Origin of the sequence: Streptomyces sp. NBC_00386 (assembly GCF_036063235.1) — a bacterium.
In the GTDB taxonomy this organism is placed as follows: Bacteria; Actinomycetota; Actinomycetes; order Streptomycetales; family Streptomycetaceae; genus Streptomyces.
Genome location: NZ_CP107950.1, coordinates 6,814,338 through 6,832,442, shown reverse-complemented (window position 1 = coordinate 6,832,442; position 18,105 = coordinate 6,814,338). Strand labels below are relative to the sequence as shown.

The window sequence follows — 18,105 nt, the reverse complement described above, 5'->3', positions numbered from 1 at the left end:
AATATACGGCCCGTACCCCGGCGCCGCTCAGGCACGGGCGGGGTGCCGCCTCAGCCGAAGAACACCCCGACCTCCTCGTACAGGCCGGGGTCGACCGTCTTCAGCCTGGCGGTGGCCTCCGCGATCGGGACACGGACGATGTCGGTGCCGCGCAGCGCCACCATCTTGCCGAAGTCGCCGTCGCGGACCGCCTCGATGGCGTGCAGCCCGAAGCGGGTGGCGAGCCAGCGGTCGAAGGCGCTGGGCGTCCCGCCTCGCTGGACATGCCCGAGGACCGTGGTGCGGGCCTCCTTGCCGGTGCGCCGCTCGATCTCCTTGGCCAGCCACTCGCCGACACCGGAGAGCCGGACATGCCCGAAGGAGTCCAGGCTGCCGTCCTTGAGGACCATGTCGCCGTCCTTGGGCATGGCGCCCTCGGCGACGACGACGATCGGCGCGTACGAGGCCTTGAAGCGCGAGGTCACCCAGGCGCAGACCTGGTCCACGTCGAAGCGCTGCTCGGGGATGAGGATGACGTTCGCGCCGCCGGCCAGGCCCGAGTGGAGGGCGATCCAGCCCGCGTGGCGGCCCATCACCTCGCAGACGAGGACGCGCATGTGCGATTCGGCGGTGGTGTGCAGGCGGTCGATGGCCTCGGTCGCGATGTTGACCGCCGTGTCGAAACCGAAGGTGTAGTCGGTGGCGGAGAGGTCGTTGTCGATGGTCTTCGGTACGCCGACGACGTTGATGCCGTACTCGTCGCCGAGTCGCGCGGCGACGCCCAGGGTGTCCTCGCCGCCGATCGCGATGAGCGCCTCGACCTCCTGCTTGACGAGGTTCTCCTTGATCCGGCGGATGCCGTTCTCCTGCTTGAGGGGGTTGGTGCGCGAGGATCCGAGGATGGTGCCGCCGCGCGGCAGGATCCCGCGCACGGCCGGGATGTCGAGCCGTACGGTGTCGCCTTCGAGCGGCCCCCGCCAGCCGTCCCGGTAGCCGACGAAGTCATAGCCGTACTCCTGCACGCCCTTGCGGACGATGCCCCGGATGACGGCGTTGAGCCCGGGGCAGTCGCCGCCTCCGGTCAGTACTCCGACCCGCATGGAAAGTCCCTTCGCCACGGTTGGCTGTCGGACTCACGCTAATAGTGATCCAGGTCACTTCGGCATGGTGCGGAAGGGCTGTTCCGGTGAATTGTCGGCCAGTTGATCAATAGATCACCCGAAAGACGGCATCTGTGGCGGTCAGGCCTCGTCCAGTCCGCGCTCTATGGCGTAGCGGACCAGCTCGACCCGGTTGTGCAACTGGAGCTTGCCCAGGGTGTTCTGCACATGGTTCTGGACGGTTCGGTGGGAGATGACCAGGCGCTCCGCGATCTGCTTGTAGCTCAGGCCCTTGGCGACCAGGCGCAGCACCTCCGTCTCACGGTCGGTCAGCTGCGGGGCCCTCGGCTCGTCGGCGCCCGTGGCCGGGACGGGTTCCGAGGCCAGCCGGCGGTACTCGCCGAGGACCAGTCCCGCGAGGCCGGGTGTGAACACCGGGTCACCGGCGGCGGTCCGGCGCACCGCCTCGGTCAGCTCCTCCGCGGACGCCGACTTCAGGAGGTAGCCGGTCGCGCCGGACTTCACCGCCTCCAGCACGTCGGCGTGCTCGCCGCTGGCCGACAGGACCAGGACGCGCAGGGACTGATCGGCGCCGACCAGCTCCTTGCAGACCTGGACACCGGGCTTGGCGGGCAGGTTCAGATCGAGGACGAGCACGTCGGGTGCCACCGCCAGCGCGCGGCGCACGGCCTGTTCGCCGTCGCCGGCGGTCGCGACCACGTCGAACCCGGCGGCCGCCAGGTCACGGGCCACGGCGTCACGCCACATGGGGTGGTCGTCCACCACCATGACCCTGATGCGGCTCTCCTCCGCCCGCGGCTGCGCCGCAGTCCCGCCCGTCATCGCCCTACCGTCGCCTTCGTCATCGCGTCTTCGCCTTCCCCCGCGTGTCCTTCGGTACCTTCAGCTCGACCTCGGTGCCCTGTCCCGGGACGGAGATCAGCTCCGCCGTGCCGCCCAGCTCGCGCAGCCTGCCGCGGATCGACAGCGCCACTCCGAGCCGCCCCTCGCCCTCGGCCTGCGCCAGGCGCCCCTCGGGGATGCCGGGGCCGTCGTCGCGCACCGTCACGATCACGGCGTCCGGTTCGTCCTCGACCAGGATCCAGGCGCGGGCGTCCTCGCCCACGTGCTGACGGACGTTGTCCAGGGCGGCACCCACGGCCGCGGCCACCTCCCGCGCTGCGGGCGGCCCGAGCGGCACCGGCGCGCCGGGCTCGGAGAGGGTCACGCGCGCGGTGGCGTACGGGGCGAGCAGGGCGCGCAGGTCGAGCGGAGCCTCGGGGTCCGTGTCGTCGGGTTCGTCGACGGCGCGGACCAGCGCGCCGAGCGCGGCGTCCTCCGACACCCGTGAGACGGGCACCATGCCGCCCGACACCAGCGTGCGCAGCGCGGCCTCCTGCTCGCCGGCCATCCGGCCGAGCTCCGCGGCCTCGCCGCCGAGCGCGCTGCCGCGCCGCTGCACCATGGCGAGGACCTGGAGCACACCGTCGTGGATGTCCCGGGCGAGTCGCTCGCGTTCGCGGGTGGCCGCCTCGATCTCCAGGGCGCGGGCGAGGGTGCGCTCGGAGGCGCGGGCCACCTCGACGACGTAGCCGATGGCGATGGAGGCGACCCAGACGAGGATCACGTTGTGCACGGTGTCCCGGGCCGGGGCGCCGCGCTCGACGAGGTTGGCCGCGGCGACGAGTGTGGAGGCGAAGGCCGCCCACCGCCAGCCGCCCTTGATCGCGAAGGCCAGGACGGCACCCGCCGTCCATATCGACGGCAGCGTCGGGCCGCCCGCGTCGATGCGCGCGGCGGAGTCGGCGACACGGGTGAGCAGGATCCCGGCGAGCGCGACGGTGAGGTCGGCGACGAGGAACCGCTTGGTGCAGTTGGCCGCGCCGGCGACTCTCGGCAGCGTGGCCAGCGTCCAGACGAGCAGGAAGGCGAAGAACGTGACGGCCACCCACGGGCGGGCGAACTTGTCGTACGTGGTGGCGAAGAGCCCGATCGCGTACAGCACGGTCAGCACCCGGTAGCCGCTCAGCGCACGCCACAGCGGCTGCTCGACCGACATCCTCATGACTCTCTCGCGCCTGGCCATGTCCCCCACCCCCGACTGCCGACGTCCCTACGGACGCTCCTGGGAGCCGGACCGTTGCCTGTCGGTCGGCTCGGCTTCCCCCTCGTCCCCCGGACCGTCCGACGGACCGGCCTGTTCCCCGCCTTGTTCCCCGGCCGGGTCCTTGGCCTGCTCCTCGGCCTGGTTTTCGGCCTGTCCTTCAGCCTGTGCTTCGCTCAGCGCTTCGGTCTGCGCTTCCGTCTGCTTCTCGGCCTGCGCTTCGGCCTGTTCCTCCGCCTGCTTCTCGGCCTGTTCCCTGGCCGCCTGCTTCTCGGCCTGGGCGAGTGCCGCCCTGGCCGCCTTCTCGGCGTCCTTCTCCGCCTTCGCCGCCTCCGCGATCTGCCGCTTGGCGGCCGTCGCGTACATGTCGACGTACTCCTGGCCGGACAGCTTCATGATTTCGTACATGACCTCGTCGGTCACCGCGCGGAGCACGAACCGGTCGTGCTCCATGCCGCTGTAGCGGCTGAAGTCCAGGGGCTTGCCGATGCGGATGCCCGGACGCATCAGCTTGGGCATCAGCTTGCCCGGAGGCTGGATCTTCTCGGTGTCGATCATCGCCACCGGGATGACGGGTGCGCCGGTGGCGAGGGCCACGCGCGCGAGACCGCCGGGCTTGCCGCGGTAGAGGCGCCCGTCGGGCGAGCGCGTGCCCTCCGGGTAGATGCCGAACAGCTCACCGCGCTCGATCACCTCTATGCCGCTCTTGATGGCCGCCTCGCCCGCGCCGCGCGCGCCGGACCGGTCCACCGGGAGCTGGCCGACGCCCTTGAAGAAGGCGGCCGTCATCCGGCCCTTGATGCCCGGGGTCGTGAAGTACTCGGCCTTCGCGATGAAGGTCACCTTGCGTTCAAGGATCGCCGGCAGGAAGAACGAGTCCGAGAACGACAGATGATTGCTCGCCAGAATGGCCGGGCCCTCGGCGGGGATGTTCTCGAGGCCTTCCACCCAGGGTCTGAAGGCGAGCTTCAGTGGCCCTCCGATGGAAAACTTCATTGCGCCGTAGATCACCCGCGTGCCTCCTGTGTCGTGGATCAGACCTTAACCCGGAGCACCGTCAAAGGACCCGACGACCCTGGTCGGTGTCAGTACGGTCGCGTACGGTGAAGCACACCCGGAGTCGTTTTCCGCCCCAACTCATGAACAGGAGACCGAGGTGCCGGTCCTTCCTGGAGCCGAGCCGTTCCGCCACGAAGGCGGAGAGGTAGGCGTCCTTCTCTGCCACGGTTTCACCGGCTCCCCTCAGTCGCTGCGCCCCTGGGCGGAGTACCTCGCCGAGCGCGGTCTGACCGTCGCGCTGCCCCTGCTCCCCGGGCACGGCACGCGCTGGGAGGACATGCAGGTCACCGGCTGGCAGGACTGGTACGCGGAGGTCGACCGCGAGCTGCGCGCGCTGCGCGAGAGGTGCTCGCGGGTCTTCGTCTTCGGGTTGTCGATGGGCGGCGCGCTGGCCCTGCGGCTCGCGGCCAGGCACGGCGACGACATCGACGGCATCGTGGTCGTCAACCCGCTGAACAAGGTGCACGGTGCCGCCGCCCGTCTCCTGCCGGTCCTGCGCCACCTGGTCCCCTCGACGAAGGGCATCGCGAGCGACATCGCCAAGGAGGGCTCCGAGGAGATCGGCTACGGCCGGGTGCCGCTGCACGCCGCGCATTCGATGCGCCTGCTGTGCGGGGTCGTGGACGCGGAACTGCCGCAGGTCACCCAGCCGCTCCTGCTGCTGCACAGCCTCCAGGACCATGTGGTCTCCCCCGCCGACTCGGCGCGCATCCTCGGCCGGGTGTCCTCCACGGACGTGACGGAGATCGTGCTGGAACAGAGCTACCACGTCGCGACGTTGGACCTGGACGCGGACCGGATCTTCGAGGAGAGCCACTCCTTCGTCACCCGGCTCGCGCCCGGTGCCGGCAAGGAGGCCGACGCCGGTCGGATGGGCCCACAGGAAGGGACGGCAGCCGGTGGCTGAGCACGACGCGGACCGCGGCGATCCGGAGGAGAAGGGCGTACCCGTCGGCGAGCCGCTCGACGGGGCTCGCGGCGAGGGCCTCGGCGACGCGCTCACCGAGTCCGCCGGGGACCGGCTCGAGGAATCGCCAGGTGATGCCCGCGGGGAGTCCTCCGACGACGAGCAGAGCGTGCCGTTCGACGAGGAAGCCGCCTGGAAGTCGATCGTCGAGGGATACGGCGAGGAGCCGCCGGACCCGCCCGGCTCACGGCCGTTCCGGTCGATCGAGGACCTGGCACTCCCCGAGCCCGGGCCGGACACCGACTCCGGAACCGGTGGCGGGAACTCAGCGAGCGCCGGGGGCGACGAGGGCGACGACGCCCCGGCTCCGGGAGCCGGGTCCGAGCCGGAGGCCTCCACGGGCGACCTGCCCTCCCCCGGCGACCTGCCCTCCGTCGTCAAGCCGCTCGGCAGCTCGATCGCCTTCGCGCCCGGTGTCGGCGGCCCGCGGGACTACCGCGCGCCCGAGCCGTCCGAGGGCGACTTCGACGAGGACGACGAGGGCCACTTCGTTCCGCCCGAGCCGCCTCCGCTGCCCGCCGCGGACACGACCGCCAAGTTCGCCTGGCTCGGCGTACTCGGCGGCCCCGCGCTGCTTCTGCTGGCCGTCCTGTTCGGCTGGGACATGACCTGGTGGCTCACCACCCTCGGCATCGGCGGTTTCCTCGGCGGCTTCGCCACCCTGGTGACGCGCATGAAGGACGACGACGAGGACCACGGCGACCCGGGACGCGGCGCGGTCGTCTGACCACGGCCCCGCCTCGGCCCCGGGTGCGGCGGGAGGTTCCGGCCCGTCCCCAGGACGGGGTGATCCGAGCCGCGCTCAGGACGCGGGCACTCTGAGGGCGGCCAGTACGGGCAGATGGTCCGTGGCCGCCCTCAGGTCGTCCTCGCTCACGCCGGACAGACCGAGCGGCACCCCGCAGCCGAGGACCTCGATGCCGGGCGTGGCGAAGACGGCGTCGATGCGCCGGTCGGGTCCCGCGAACGTCCAGGTGTGCTCCCCGCCCCAGGGACGGGTCGCCCAGCCGTCCTGGAGCACGCCCGCCAGACGGCGGAACGTCGGTCCTGTCGGGCGTTCGTTGAGGTCGCCGCCCGCGACGGCGTGCGGGGTGCCGAGACCGGCGAGACGGTCGAGGAGCAGGCCGCTCTGCTCGTAACGCTCGTCCTTCTGGAGCGACAGATGGCAGCTCAGCACGCCGAGCCGGGCTCCGCCGAACCGCACGACCGCCGTGGCGAAGCCCCGCCGGTGCAGTCCCGGGGTGAGCGGGAGCAGGACGTCCTCGGTGCGCTCCACGGTGGCCCGCAGGGTGCACAGCAGCGCGGGCCCGGAGGCGGTGGCGCCTCCGGACAGGATGACGAGGCCGGAGGCGGCGGCGAGACGCGCGAGCTTCTTGCGCCAGCGGAAGAACCGCGGCGCCTCCTGGACCAGTACGAGGTCCGGTGAGCAGGCACTGATCACCCGGGCGAGCGCGGCGGTGTCGTCGCGCATCGAGCGGATGTTGTAGCTGAGCACGCGGATGACGGCCGAACCGTCGGATTCGGTGCGGGACGCGGGCAGCGGACTGGCGGAGGAGCTGGTCGGCATGGCGATCAAGATACGCGCCGGGAGCCCGCCGGAAGGGCCGAAGAACCACATGGCTCGCCCGCAGGGGGCGCCGGGCCGGTGGAGCGGTGCTCCTGACGCGCCGAGAGACCCCTCGATCGGGTGAGGCGGACGCCGGGACGGGGGATACGGAGGCGCCCCGCTGGTCCCGTGGAGTCGGGCGGGCGCGGCAGCCCGACTCCTCCCCGGGGGATACGGCGGGCGCGGGGCTACGCCTCTCGGGGGCCTCCCGGGGGATATGGCGGCCGACGCCTCCCGGGGATGGGGCGGACACGGCGGCGCCCGCCGTCCTGTGAGGGTGCGGCGGGCGCTGCCGTGCGAGATGTGCGGGACCTACATGATCGGGTCGGGCTCCCGGGCCAGGTCCGCCGCTCCGACGAGACCCGCCTTGTTGCCCAGCTGGGCGGCGATCACATCGGCGACCGGGCGCCAGTTGCCGCCGACCAGCCAGCGCTTGTACGACTTGCGGATCGGGTCGAGGACCAGCTCGCCCTCGTCCGAGAGGCCGCCGCCGACGATGAAGGCGGACGGGTCGAAGAGCGAGGCGAGGTCGGCCAGACCCGCGCCGGCCCAGCGGGCCAGCTCGCGATAGGAGTCCACCGCCACGTGGTCGCCCTGCCGGGCGGCCATGGAGATGTGCTTGCCCTCGATGCCGTCGGGGGTGCCGTCGCCGAGGCCCAGGAGGACCTCCGCCGCCTCCGGGGTCGCGTTGGCCCGCTGCTTGGCGTAACGGACGAGGGCACGCCCGGAGGCGTACTGCTCCCAGCAGCCCTGCGAGCCGCAGCCGCACAGCAGTCCGTCCGGCACCATCCGGATGTGGCCGAACTCGGCGGCCACGCCGAAGTGGCCGCGGCGCAGCTTGTTGCCGATGATGATGCCGCCGCCGAGGCCGGTGCCCAGGGTGATGCAGATGACGTTGCGGTGGCCCTTGCCCGCCCCGAACTTGTATTCGCCCCAGGCGGCCGCGTTCGCGTCGTTCTCCACGACGACCGGGAGGCCCACACGCCGCTCGACCTCGGCCTTGAGCGGTTCGTTGCGCCAGTCGATGTTCGGCGCGAAGTAGACCGTCGAGCGCTGGCGGTTCACATATCCGGCGGCACCGATGCCGACACCGACGATGTCGTGACCGGCGCGCGCGCCCTCCACGGCCGAGGCGATGGCGTCCACGATGGCCTGCGGCGTGGTGGGGGTCGGCACCTTGTGCGTCGAGAGGATATTGCCTTCCTCGTCGACCACACCGGCCGCGATCTTCGTGCCGCCGATATCGACGCCGATGGTGAGTCCCATGAATCCCTCAGTTTCGGTCGAGCCCCGCTACGGCCAACCGTACCCGAGGGGCGATTAGTCCAGGTCGATGTGTTCGCCCGGACCGGACTCGTCGTCGCGGGAACCTGTGCCCCGAGTGGTCCAGCGGCGCTCCTGGTTCTCGACGGCCGAGCGGTAGGCGGCGAGCAGTTCCGAGCCCGCGGCCGCGAGGTGGTCGAAGACCTCCGGGTTGCGCTCCAGCACCGGTTCGACGGCGGCCTTGGCCTGCTGCACGACCTGGCTGACCATCTGCTGGGCGGTGCCGGAGGCGACCGCGCCGAACAGCGGCGACTGGAGCCCGGAGAGCTTGTCGGCGACGGCGTCGACGAGTTTGCGCAGTTCCTCGGCGGCCGAGCCGGGCGGCGGGCCGTGCTGGGCGCGCCGGCGGGCCCGCTCCGCGGCGAGGTCCTCCGCACAGGCCGTCGCCCAGGCGTCGGCGTCCGTGGCGTGCGCTTCCTCGACGTGTACCTCGTCGACGCGCACCTCGTCGGCCGTCTCCTCCTGAGCGGCGTCGGATGGGTGGCGCTCTTCGCTCATGGCGGGACTCCTGCCTACGTTTTCCTTGCTCTCGACGTTACCCGAACGGGGGTACCTCATTCACCGTGCCCGGCTCCCCGGATCGGGCACGGCCGGTTCTCGGCGACACCTCACTTCTCGCGCGGCCACAGCCCGGGATCCGGCGTGAAACGGACGCGCAGCTCGCCCTCGCGCAGCGCGGCTCCGGCCACCGTGCAGCGGCGCAGCGCGGACGGGAGCGGGACGATCCTGCGGAACTGGCCGACGGTGACGACGAGTTCGTCGCCGCGCCGGATGAGGTCGAGTTCGTCGCGTATCGCGCCGGGCAGCGGGATGTGCCACACGAGCACGCCGTCGTCGGCGAGCCGGTCGGCGACGGGCCACTCGACGGGGGTGGGCGCGGTGTTGACGCCGGGCACGGCGAGCGCGGCGAGGTCGTCGGTGCCGCGCGGGTCGTGGCCGCGGTGCGGGACCTCGTGGACCGTGTGCGTCTCCCGCCACTCGTCCAGGGCCTTGCGCTGCTGGGCCGCGAGGGCTCCCAGCCAGGCGTCGTTGGTGGCGCCGGGCAGCACCCGGTTCGCGACGAGTCCGTCGACGGGCAGTCCGCGCAGGGCGAGGGCGGTGGCGGCGGTGCGGACGGCGTCGGTGCCGGCGGGTCCGGGCTCGGCGACCAGTCGTACGGTCGTGGCGCGGTCCTCGACCACGCCCTGTACGGCGGCCAGCTCGATGTCCCAGCGCCCCGCGGTCTCGTACAGCCACTCGGCGGGCATGGGAACGCCCGCGAGCCGTCCGAGGACCGGGCGCAGGGCTCGGGCCGCCTGGCGCTCCGGCGGGAGCAGGCGGCGCAGATAGCGGCGGAGTTCCTCGGGCAGCGCCAGGAGGGCGAGGGCCTGCGGGGCCGGGGGCAGGTCCACGACAAGAAGGTCGTACGCCTCCGACAGCGCGGCGTCGCGCAGGGCGCGCAGCAGGGCGAGTTCCTCGGCGCCGGGGAGCGGGGTGACTTCCTCGGCGTCCAGGCGGGAGGCGCCGAGGAGGTCGAGGGCGGTGGTGGCGCGCCGCTGGAAGGCGGTGAGGTCGTCGCGGAAGCGGGCGGCGGCGTCGGGGCGCCAGGCCGTGAGACCGGGGGCGGCTTCCACGGGGTCGGGGCCGGTGGGGACGCCGAGGACGGCGCCGAGGGTGTCGGTGCGGTCGGCGGTGAGCACCAGGGTGCGGGTGCCTTGCCTCGCCGCCTTCAGCGCGGTGGCCGCGGCGACGGTGGTACGGCCTGTGCCGCCTTGGCCGGTGATCAGGATGGTGCGCATGGGAGTGAACGCTACCGGGACGCTGCGCTGACGTTTGCGGTGCGGGTGCGCTGCGCCGGCGTCGCGGGCCGGGTTCGGGGCGTGGGTCGGGGCCGCGCCGGTACATCCGCCCGCATCCGAACGGATCCCACCGGTGTCGCGAGGTGAGCGCGGGTGACGCTCCGTCCGGCCTGCGGGCATGTGATGTACCGGCACGTCCCCTCACGCCGGATCCCGGCTGCGGGTGCGTGGCCGTCTGGGTGCAGCCCCTCACGGACGTGAAGGTTCAGCCCACCCGCCCGCTGTTCATTTCCCCGGCCGGGGAAATTCCAGCCCCTCCGGCGTTTGAGGAGCGGGGTCCTGGGCGGAGCCCCGGGTTCGGGTCGGGTAGGGGCGGAGGGGGCGAAGAAAGGTCTGGGCGGGACCGGTGCGGGCCCCGGGTCAGGCCGTTTCCTCCACGCGCTTCTTCAGGCCGGCCAGGGCACGGTCGATGATGACCTTCTCGGCCTTGCGCTTGATCATGCCGAGCATCGGGATCTTGACGTCGACGGTCAGCCGGTAGGTGACCTCGGTGGCGCCCTTGCCCGCGGGCTTGAGGAGGTAGGAGCCGTCCAGCGAGCGGAGCATCTGGGACTTCACCAGGGTCCAGGAGACCTCGTGGTCGCCGGTCCAGGTGTAGCCGAGAGTCTGGTCGTCCTTGATGGCGCCGGCGTCCATGACGAGCCGGACCTGTTCGGCGCGGCCGAGCTCGTCCGACTTGAGGACCTCGGCCTCCTTCACCTCACCCGTCCAGTCCGGGTACCGGGCGAAGTCGGCGATCACCGCCATGACGTCAGCCGGTGCCGCCTCGATCGTGATGCTCGAACTGGTGTGTTCCGCCATCGCGGTGGCTCCTCCAGATGCGGTCCGGTGAGGGAGGTCGGTGCGCACGTGTGTGCAGCGTGAAGGCTACCGCGCACGACCACGGACGCCTCACCCCACCTGGCCCTCGGAACCGTCGCGGCGTCACCACTCCAGTACCCAGGGTCGGCCCGACCCCGCGAAGTGCCCCACATTGACGCATTCCGTCGCCCCCACACGCATCCGGCGGACGAGGGGCTGATGGACGTGGCCGAAGAGCGCGTAACGGGGGCGCGTGCGCCGGATCGCGTCCAGCAGCGCGAGGGAGCCGCGCTCGAAGCGCCGCGCCACGGTGTCGTACACGAGTTCCGGCACCTCCGGCGGAATGTGCGTGCACAGCACGTCGACCTCGCCGACCGCCTCGATCTTGGCCGCGTACTCCTCGTCGCTGATCTCGTACGGCGTCCGCATCGGTGTCCGCAGTCCCCCTCCGACGAAACCGAAGACGCGGCCGCCGATCTCGACCCGCTCGCCGTCGAGGACGGTGGTGCCCGGGGCGGCGTACTCCGGCCACAGGGCCGGCATGTCGACATTGCCGTAGGTCGCGTACGTCGGTTCCGGGAACGCGGCGAACATCTCGGCGTACTGCTTGCGCACCGCCTTCTCGATCGCCGCGGCCCGGTCGGTGCCGATGCCCGCCCACAGCCGGGCACCGAACGCGCGCGCCTCCTCGAAGCGACGGGCGGTGCGCAGCTCGACGATGCGGTCGGCGTTCTCCACGCCGAAGAGGTCCGGGAAGATGCCGCGCGCGTGGTCGGCGTAGTCGAGGAAGAGGACCAGGTCACCGAGGCAGATCAGAGCGTCGGCGCCGTCGCCGGCCCGCGCCAGGTCGCGGGCGTTGCCGTGCACGTCGCTGACCACATGAATACGCGTCCTGGGACGGCCGACCGGTGTGGATGCCATGACGATCAAGCGTAGGCCGGTGCGGCAAACGTGAACAGAGGCGGCCGGACCTGCGATTACTGGCACCCGCGGAAGGGCGTGGACTACTGTGCGCGCAGGAACGCCACCACGTGTGACGCATGGAACATCTCGCCTGGACCCCCTGTCGAAGACCCCATACCGGCGGGTAACGTCCGGGCAGTCCAGTCGTACTCGGGATTTCAACAAGTGATCTCTTGAGTACTTGCCCGAGCCTTGGACCGCACCGTCGCATCACACAGAGTCGTGGCGCCGGCGCCCTATGAGGAGCAGCAGTCTTGCGCGAGTTCAGCCTTCCGGCTTTGTACGAGGTCCCTGCGGACGGAAATCTCACCGACATCGTCCGCAGAAACGCCGCGCAGCATCCCGACGTAGCCGTGATCGCCCGCAAGGTGGGCGGCACCTGGACGGACGTCAGCGCCACCACCTTCCTCGCCGAGGTGCTGACCGCGGCCAAGGGTCTGATCGCCTCGGGCGTGCGGCCCGGTGACCGGGTCGGCCTGATGTCCCGTACCCGCTACGAGTGGACGCTGCTCGACTTCGCGATCTGGAGCGCCGGCGCCATCACCGTGCCGGTGTACGAGACCAGCTCCCCCGAGCAGGTGCAGTGGATCCTCGGCGACTCCGGCGCCACCGCCTGCATCGTGGAACTGCCCGCACACGCGGCCTGCGTCGAGTCGGTACGGGACCGGCTGCCCGCCCTCGAACACGTCTGGCAGATCGAGGCCGGCGGCGTCGAGGAGCTGGGGCGCCTGGGCGCGGACGTCAGTGACGCCACCGTCGAGGAGCGCAGCTCCTCCGCCAAGGCGGACGACCCGGCGACCATCGTCTACACCTCCGGGACCACCGGCCGCCCCAAGGGCTGTGTCCTGACCCACCGCGCCTTCTTCGCGGAGTGCGGCAACATCGTGGAGCGGCTGCGCCCGCTGTTCCGCACCGGTGAGTGCTCGGTCCTGCTGTTCCTCCCGCTCGCGCACGTCTTCGGGCGGCTCGTGCAGGTCGCGCCGATGATGGCACCGATCAAGCTGGGCTGTGTCCCGGACATCAAGAACCTCACCGACGAGCTGGCCTCGTTCCGGCCGACGCTGATCCTCGGTGTGCCGCGCGTCTTCGAGAAGGTCTACAACTCGGCGCGCGCCAAGGCCCAGGCGGACGGCAAGGGCAAGATCTTCGACAAGGCCGCGGACACGGCGATCGCGTACAGCCGCGCGCTGGACACCCCCTCGGGGCCGTCCCTCGGTCTGAAGATCAAGTACAAGACGTTCGACAAGCTCGTCTACAGCAAGCTGCGCGCGGTGCTCGGCGGTCGCGGCGAGTACGCGATCTCCGGCGGTGCCCCGCTGGGCGAGCGGCTCGGCCACTTCTTCCGCGGTATCGGTTTCACGGTCCTGGAGGGCTACGGCCTCACCGAGTCCTGTGCGGCCACGGCCTTCAACCCGTGGGACCGTACGAAGATCGGCACGGTCGGTCAGCCGCTGCCCGGCTCCGTGATCCGTATCGCCGACGACGGTGAGGTGCTGCTGCACGGCGAGCACCTGTTCCAGGGGTACTGGAACAACGAGGCCGCCACCGCCGAGGCGCTCGCCGACGGCTGGTTCCACACCGGTGACATCGGCACCCTCGACGAGGACGGCTACCTCCGCATCACCGGCCGCAAGAAGGAGATCATCGTCACGGCGGGCGGCAAGAACGTCGCTCCGGCCGTGATAGAGGACCGTATCCGAGCCCACGCGCTGGTCGCGGAGTGCATGGTGGTCGGCGACGGGCGGCCGTTCGTCGGTGCGCTGGTCACGGTCGACGAGGAGTTCCTGGCCCGCTGGGCCGCGGAGCACGGGAAGCCGGCCGGCTCCACCGCGGCCTCGCTGCGCGAGGACGCGGACCTGGCCGCCGCCATCCAGGACGCGATCGACGACGGCAACGCCGCGGTGTCCAAGGCCGAGTCGGTCCGCAAGTTCCGCATCCTCGACCACCAGTTCACCGAGGAGTCGGGGCATCTGACGCCGTCCTTGAAGCTGAAGCGGAACGTGGTGGCGAAGGACTACGCGAACGAGATCGAGGCACTTTATCGGGGCTGATGCCCTGGCGACCGGGTTCCAGCCCGGCCGGAACAAACGGCTCGGCCCTCTCCAGTGGAGGGGGCCGAGCCGTTTTCCGTCCCGGGTTCGTGTGCCTTCGGGCGCGGGGTGGGGGGCCGCCTCCCGACGGGGGGTCCGCCTCCCGCCGTGGAGGGGGTTCCGGCTCCCGCCGTGGGGGTGAGTGTTCGTCCCGGGCGGGAGGTGCGCGTGGTTGCTCGCGCAGTTCCTCGCGCCCCTGAGCGCCCTGGCGGGCGCCCGTCGAGGCGCCCGCCAGGGCGGCCGTCCGGGGGCGCGGGGAACTGCGCGGCCAGGCGAAGGCGGCCCGCAGGTGCCGGCGGGCGGCAAGCGGCAGCCCCACGGGCGAACCCGGCGACGCTAGAGCAGCACTCGCAGGCGCCGGCGGGCGGCAAGCGGCACCCCCGTGGGCGAACCCGGTGACGCTAGAGCAGCTCTCGGAGGCGTTCCGCGAGGAGGTCCCAGCGCCAGTTCTCCTCGACCCAGGCCCGGCCGCGTTCGCCCATGCGGCGGCGGAGTTCGGGGTCGCCGAGCAGGGTGACGATGCGGTCGGCCGCGTCCTCGGCGGAGCCGCCACGGACGACCCAGCCCGTCTCGCCGTCGAGCACGGCGTCGGGCGCGCCCCCCGAGTCGCCGGCCACCACCGGGAGGCCCGTCGCCGACGCCTCCAGGTAGACGATGCCGAGCCCCTCGACGTCGAGTCCGCCCCTGCGGGTCCGGCACGGCATCGCGAACACGTCCCCGGCCCCGTAGTGCGCGGGCAGTTCCGACCAGGGCACCGCCCCGGTGAACCGGACCGAGTCCGCGACCCCGGTCTCGTGCGCGAGCTTGCGCAGCTCCTTCTCGTACGGCCCGCCGCCGACGATCAGCAGCACCGCGTCCGGCTCCTTGGCCAGGATCCGCGGCATCGCGAGGACGAGGGTGTCCTGGCCCTTGCGCGGGACCAGGCGGGAGACGCAGACGACGACCGGCCGGTCGGTGAGGCCGAGGCGGGCCCGGACCTCGTCGCCGCCCGAGCCGGGGTGGAAGGTCCGCTCGTCGACGCCGGGCGGCAGCCGCACCATGCGCGCGGCCGCCTCGGGGGTCAGCGCGGAGGCGATCCGCGAGCGCGTGTACTCCCCGAGGTAGGTGATCGTGTCGGTGGACTCGCCGATCCGGCGCAGCAGCGTGCGGGCGGCCGGAAGCTGGGCCCAGCCGGCCTCGTGGCCGTGCGTGGTCGCCACGAGGCGGGTCGCGCCCGCTCTGCGCAGGGCCGGCGCCATCAGGCCGAGCGGTGCCGCCGCCCCGAACCACACCGACGTACAGCCGTGTTCACGCAGCAGGCCGACCGCCCGCCGGGTGGCGCCCGGTGTCGGAAGCAGCATGGTCGTACGGTCCCGTACGACGGTGAAGGGCTGCTCGGCGTCGAACGCGGCGGTCGCCTCGGCGCCCTCGTGGCCGCGCTTCCAGGTCGAGGCGTAGACGACGATCCGCCCGGGGTCCAGGCGCAGCGCCATGTTGTGCAGAAAGGCCTGGATGCCGCCGGGGCGGGGCGGGAAGTCGTTCGTCACGATCAGGGTCTTGTGCATCGTGTTCGACAGTACCGAACCTATACTCACAGCTCCGCACGGCCGCGCTTGACGGCTCGTACACAGACCGGTGGATCACCCTGGGACCGCGAACAGCGCGGCGGCGAGACACACGGATTCGGGACGATGAGGGCCAGGTGGGCATGACCGGGGCACGGAGCACGAGGTTCCCCTTCGCCATGACCGCACTGCCGGCGATCTGGGGTCTGACGAGGCTGGCGCTGCTGCTCTTCGTGGCCAAGGTGTACGTCTTCCCCGGCCCGGACGTCACCAGCGACGTCTCGGTGATCTACCACGGCTGGTACGAGGTCCTCCAGGACGGCCGGTTCCCGCTGCACGACGTCACCTGGCAGTACCCGCCGGCCGCCTCCCTCGCGATCCTCTCACCCGCCCTGCTGCCCTTCCTCGACTATGCGCACGCCTTCTTCGTGCTGGCCTTCGTCGCCGACCTGCTGGTGTTCGGGCTGCTCCTGTACGCGGGCTCGCGCTCCGGCAAGAGCGTGCGCGGTGCCTGGGTGTGGACGATCGGGGTTCCGCTGCTCGGGCCGACCGTGTACGCCCGCTACGACGTGATGGTGACGGCCGTCGCGGTCGCCGCGCTGCTCGCCGGCTCCCGCCACCCCCGGGTGATGGGGGCGCTCACGGGCTTCGGCGCGATGGTGAAGGTCTGGCCGGTCCTGCTGCTCCTCGGCGCCGTGCGCCGGCGGTCCTGGGCCTGGGCGGCGGGGACGGCGACCGGGATCGCGGCGGTGTTCTTCGCGACGATGCCGGGCGCGTTCGCCTTCCTGACCTTCCAGCGCGACCGCGGCACCGAGGTGGAGTCGCTCGGCTCCCTCGTCTTCCACGTGGCCAGGCACCACGGCTGGAACGGGCGGGTGCTGCTCAACTACGGCTCGGTGGAGTTCGTCGGCCCCTACGTCGACGTGGTGAGCACGGCGGCCCTGGTCCTGACCGGGTCCGCCTTCGGCTGGCTGCTGCTGTGGCGGCTGTGCGCCAAGCGGTTCCTGTCGCACACGCTCGCCGACGCGGCGTTCGTCGCCGTCCTGATGTTCACCGCCACCAGCCGGGTCATCAGCCCGCAGTATCTGGTGTGGCTCGTCGGGATCGCCGCGGTCTGCCTGTGCTTCCGGGCGAGCCGGATGGCGCTGCCCGCCTTCCTGGTGCTGGTCGCGTGCTTCGTGACGGTCCTGGAGTTCCCGACCTGGTTCGGCGACGTCGTCGGCAGCACGGACCTCGGCATCACCCTCCTGGTGCTGCGCAACGGCCTGCTGGTGGCCGCCTCGGTGCTGGCCGCACGGGAGCTGTGGCGCTCCACGGTCTCCCGGCCGGCGCCCGAGCTCCCCGCTCAGGCCGTCCTCACCAAGGAGACGCTGGCGTCCTCCTGACGTCCGGTCCGCGCGGCCCGCCGGGCCCACAGCCACAGGGCCGCGCACTGCACCGTCATGGACAGCGCGAGGGCCAGACAGATGCCCGGCAGCCCCAGTCCGGACAGGGCGAGGGCGAGGGGCAGCTGGACCGCCGTGCCGGTCAGCGTCACCCGCAGCAGCACCGGCGCTCCCCCACTGCCCTCGAAGACCCCGCCGAGGGCGATGAAGCAGGCCATCAGCAGCAGGTAGGGGCCGACGCAGCGCAGGAACAGCACGCCGTCGTGGGCGACCTCGGGGCCGGCGCCGAAGGCCCGCATGATCCAGGGAGCCAGGGCCCCGAGCAGTCCCGCGGCGAGCAGGCCCGCGGTCCCCGAGACGAGGACGGCCTGCCGTCCGATGGCGCCGCGCTCGTCACGGCCCGCGCCCCGGCTGTGCGCGGTGTGGATCGAGGCGGCCTGCCGGACCGAGTAGAACGCCATGGTGGCGACGTACATGACCTTGTAGGCGATCGCGTAGGCGGCCACCGCCGTCGTCCCGAGCCGGGCCACGATCGCGACCAGTACCAGGGCGCCGCCCTGGCGCACCGTGAAGTCGGCGGACATGGGCAGCCCGGTGGTGAGGCACCGGCGCAGGGCCGCGCCGGTGCCCTCGGCCGGCGTCGCACAGGCCGCCTTCGACAGCAGGGTGTCGCGGCGCAGGGCGCGCAGGCCCGCGACGAGGGCCACCGAGCGGCACAGCACGGTCGAGAGGGCGGCGCCCCGGACGCCGTACGTGTGGATGAACAACGGGTCGAGGCCGAGGATCAGGCCGTTGGCCAGCAGGGCGAGGCGCATCGGGGTGCGGGTGTCGCCGGTGCCCTTGAGGATGCCGTCGACGAGGTTCTGCGCGAAGAAGACGGCGATGCCGGGCAGGGAGACGGCGAAGTACTGGACGGTGAGGGTCAGCGCGCGTCCGTCGCCGCCGAGGACCAGCCGGGCCAGCGGCTCGCGCAGCAGGAAGCCGCCCAGGGCGATCACCGGTGTGACGGCGGCGCACAGCGCCCAGCCTCCGCGGACGGCCGCCCGGACCGCTCCCGGGTCGCGGGCGCCCCGGGCGTGCGCGACCAGGACGGTGGTGCCGGAGGCGAAGACCAGGGCGACGCCGAGCAGCACGTTCTCGGTGTTCGTCGCGACGGCGACGGCGGCCACGGCGTCACGGCCGAGCCGGGAGACCCAGACGGTGTTGATGATTCCGGCGGCGACGGAGGCGAGCAGCGAGAGGTAGACGGGGTGGGCGAGCGCCATGAGCTGCCTGCGGTGCGCGTTCAACGAAGGCTCCCTCGATACGAGCTACCTCGATTAGAGGTAGCTCGATAAGAGGTACCA

General features: G+C 72.1%; 15 protein-coding genes and 1 pseudogene. 4 read left to right on the top strand and 12 right to left on the bottom strand.

The genetic code is table 11. The annotated features are described in order from the left end of the window. Positions 1 to 50: 50 nt before the first annotated feature. From OG780_RS29950 to OG780_RS29935, 4 genes and pseudogenes are all read right to left on the bottom strand, one after another. Complete coding sequence (locus OG780_RS29950) at positions 51 to 1,079, bottom strand: 6-phosphofructokinase (protein ID WP_326788267.1); 1,029 nt, start codon at positions 1,077 to 1,079, stop codon at positions 51 to 53. Between the two features lie 141 nt (positions 1,080 to 1,220). After that, positions 1,221 to 1,868 (bottom strand): response regulator transcription factor, encoded by a 648-nt coding sequence (locus tag OG780_RS29945; RefSeq protein WP_328458478.1) that lies wholly within the window; start codon positions 1,866 to 1,868, stop codon positions 1,221 to 1,223. A 73-nt stretch (positions 1,869 to 1,941) separates the two neighbouring features. Beyond that, positions 1,942 to 3,165 carry a MacS family sensor histidine kinase gene (gene macS / locus OG780_RS29940; protein ID WP_328453353.1) on the bottom strand — a complete coding sequence of 408 codons (1,224 nt, stop codon included), beginning with the start codon at positions 3,163 to 3,165 and terminating at the stop codon, positions 1,942 to 1,944. A gap of 228 nt (positions 3,166 to 3,393) precedes the next feature. Next, a pseudogene (locus tag OG780_RS29935) lies at positions 3,394 to 4,179 on the bottom strand (lysophospholipid acyltransferase family protein); the annotation flags it as partial. Between the two features lie 160 nt (positions 4,180 to 4,339). Between OG780_RS29935 and OG780_RS29930 the strand changes: the two are divergent. Both OG780_RS29930 and OG780_RS29925 read left to right on the top strand, forming a co-directional pair. Next, positions 4,340 to 5,149, top strand: a complete 810-nt coding sequence (locus OG780_RS29930; protein WP_328453351.1) for an alpha/beta hydrolase — start codon at positions 4,340 to 4,342, stop codon at positions 5,147 to 5,149. 169 nt (positions 5,150 to 5,318) lie between these two features. After that, on the top strand, positions 5,319 to 5,936 hold the full coding sequence (locus tag OG780_RS29925; protein ID WP_443062338.1) for a hypothetical protein: 618 nt from the start codon (positions 5,319 to 5,321) through the stop codon (positions 5,934 to 5,936). Positions 5,937 to 6,011: 75 nt separating this feature from the next. Here OG780_RS29925 and OG780_RS29920 read toward each other — a convergent pair whose 3' ends face one another. From OG780_RS29920 to OG780_RS29895, 6 genes are all read right to left on the bottom strand, one after another. Further along, positions 6,012 to 6,776, bottom strand: coding sequence for an endonuclease/exonuclease/phosphatase family protein (locus tag OG780_RS29920; protein ID WP_328453347.1), 765 nt, complete (start codon positions 6,774 to 6,776; stop codon positions 6,012 to 6,014). Between the two features lie 351 nt (positions 6,777 to 7,127). Beyond that, the gene (locus tag OG780_RS29915; RefSeq protein WP_037623263.1) at positions 7,128 to 8,081 is read right to left on the bottom strand and encodes an ROK family glucokinase; all 954 of its coding nucleotides are present in this window, start codon (positions 8,079 to 8,081) and stop codon (positions 7,128 to 7,130) included. Between the two features lie 54 nt (positions 8,082 to 8,135). Continuing rightward, positions 8,136 to 8,636 (bottom strand): DUF5304 domain-containing protein, encoded by a 501-nt coding sequence (locus OG780_RS29910; RefSeq protein WP_328453345.1) that lies wholly within the window; start codon positions 8,634 to 8,636, stop codon positions 8,136 to 8,138. 110 nt (positions 8,637 to 8,746) lie between these two features. Beyond that, on the bottom strand, positions 8,747 to 9,916 hold the full coding sequence (locus tag OG780_RS29905) for an ArsA family ATPase (RefSeq protein WP_328453343.1): 1,170 nt from the start codon (positions 9,914 to 9,916) through the stop codon (positions 8,747 to 8,749). A 420-nt stretch (positions 9,917 to 10,336) separates the two neighbouring features. Next, the gene (locus OG780_RS29900; protein ID WP_328453341.1) at positions 10,337 to 10,777 is read right to left on the bottom strand and encodes an SRPBCC family protein; all 441 of its coding nucleotides are present in this window, start codon (positions 10,775 to 10,777) and stop codon (positions 10,337 to 10,339) included. A gap of 123 nt (positions 10,778 to 10,900) precedes the next feature. Next, positions 10,901 to 11,656 (bottom strand): metallophosphoesterase family protein, encoded by a 756-nt coding sequence (locus OG780_RS29895; RefSeq protein ID WP_328458476.1) that lies wholly within the window; start codon positions 11,654 to 11,656, stop codon positions 10,901 to 10,903. Positions 11,657 to 11,994: 338 nt separating this feature from the next. Here OG780_RS29895 and OG780_RS29890 point away from each other — a divergent pair, with 338 nt between their 5' ends. Next, complete coding sequence (locus OG780_RS29890) at positions 11,995 to 13,791, top strand: AMP-dependent synthetase/ligase (RefSeq protein WP_328453339.1); 1,797 nt, start codon at positions 11,995 to 11,997, stop codon at positions 13,789 to 13,791. Positions 13,792 to 14,231: 440 nt separating this feature from the next. On the opposite strand, the gene OG780_RS29885 is transcribed toward OG780_RS29890, so the two are convergent. After that, entirely contained in the window at positions 14,232 to 15,374 is a 1,143-nt protein-coding gene (locus OG780_RS29885; RefSeq protein WP_328453337.1) for a glycosyltransferase family 4 protein, read from the bottom strand. Between the two features lie 179 nt (positions 15,375 to 15,553). Here OG780_RS29885 and OG780_RS29880 point away from each other — a divergent pair, with 179 nt between their 5' ends. Continuing rightward, on the top strand, positions 15,554 to 16,759 hold the full coding sequence (locus OG780_RS29880; RefSeq protein WP_328453335.1) for a glycosyltransferase family 87 protein: 1,206 nt from the start codon (positions 15,554 to 15,556) through the stop codon (positions 16,757 to 16,759). Here the strand turns inward: OG780_RS29880 and OG780_RS29875 are convergent. Continuing rightward, positions 16,720 to 18,048, bottom strand: a complete 1,329-nt coding sequence (locus OG780_RS29875) for an MATE family efflux transporter (RefSeq protein ID WP_328453333.1) — start codon at positions 18,046 to 18,048, stop codon at positions 16,720 to 16,722. The two genes, OG780_RS29880 and OG780_RS29875, sit on opposite strands and share 40 nt — an antisense overlap. Positions 18,049 to 18,105 lie beyond the last annotated feature (57 nt).

Bases quoted from the DNA above. Each gene is read 5' to 3' on its own strand.
- OG780_RS29950 (WP_326788267.1), bottom strand. From the start codon at position 1,079: ATGCGGGTCGGAGTACTGACCGGAGGCGGCGACTGCCCCGGGCTCAAC.
- OG780_RS29945 (WP_328458478.1), bottom strand. From the start codon at position 1,868: ATGGTGGTGGACGACCACCCCATGTGGCGTGACGCCGTGGCCCGTGAC.
- macS (WP_328453353.1), bottom strand. From the start codon at position 3,165: ATGGCCAGGCGCGAGAGAGTCATGAGGATGTCGGTCGAGCAGCCGCTG.
- OG780_RS29920 (WP_328453347.1), bottom strand. From the start codon at position 6,776: ATGCCGACCAGCTCCTCCGCCAGTCCGCTGCCCGCGTCCCGCACCGAA.
- OG780_RS29915 (WP_037623263.1), bottom strand. From the start codon at position 8,081: ATGGGACTCACCATCGGCGTCGATATCGGCGGCACGAAGATCGCGGCC.
- OG780_RS29910 (WP_328453345.1), bottom strand. From the start codon at position 8,636: ATGAGCGAAGAGCGCCACCCATCCGACGCCGCTCAGGAGGAGACGGCC.
- OG780_RS29905 (WP_328453343.1), bottom strand. From the start codon at position 9,916: ATGCGCACCATCCTGATCACCGGCCAAGGCGGCACAGGCCGTACCACC.
- OG780_RS29900 (WP_328453341.1), bottom strand. From the start codon at position 10,777: ATGGCGGAACACACCAGTTCGAGCATCACGATCGAGGCGGCACCGGCT.
- OG780_RS29885 (WP_328453337.1), bottom strand. From the start codon at position 15,374: ATGCACAAGACCCTGATCGTGACGAACGACTTCCCGCCCCGCCCCGGC.
- OG780_RS29880 (WP_328453335.1), top strand. From the start codon at position 15,554: ATGACCGCACTGCCGGCGATCTGGGGTCTGACGAGGCTGGCGCTGCTG.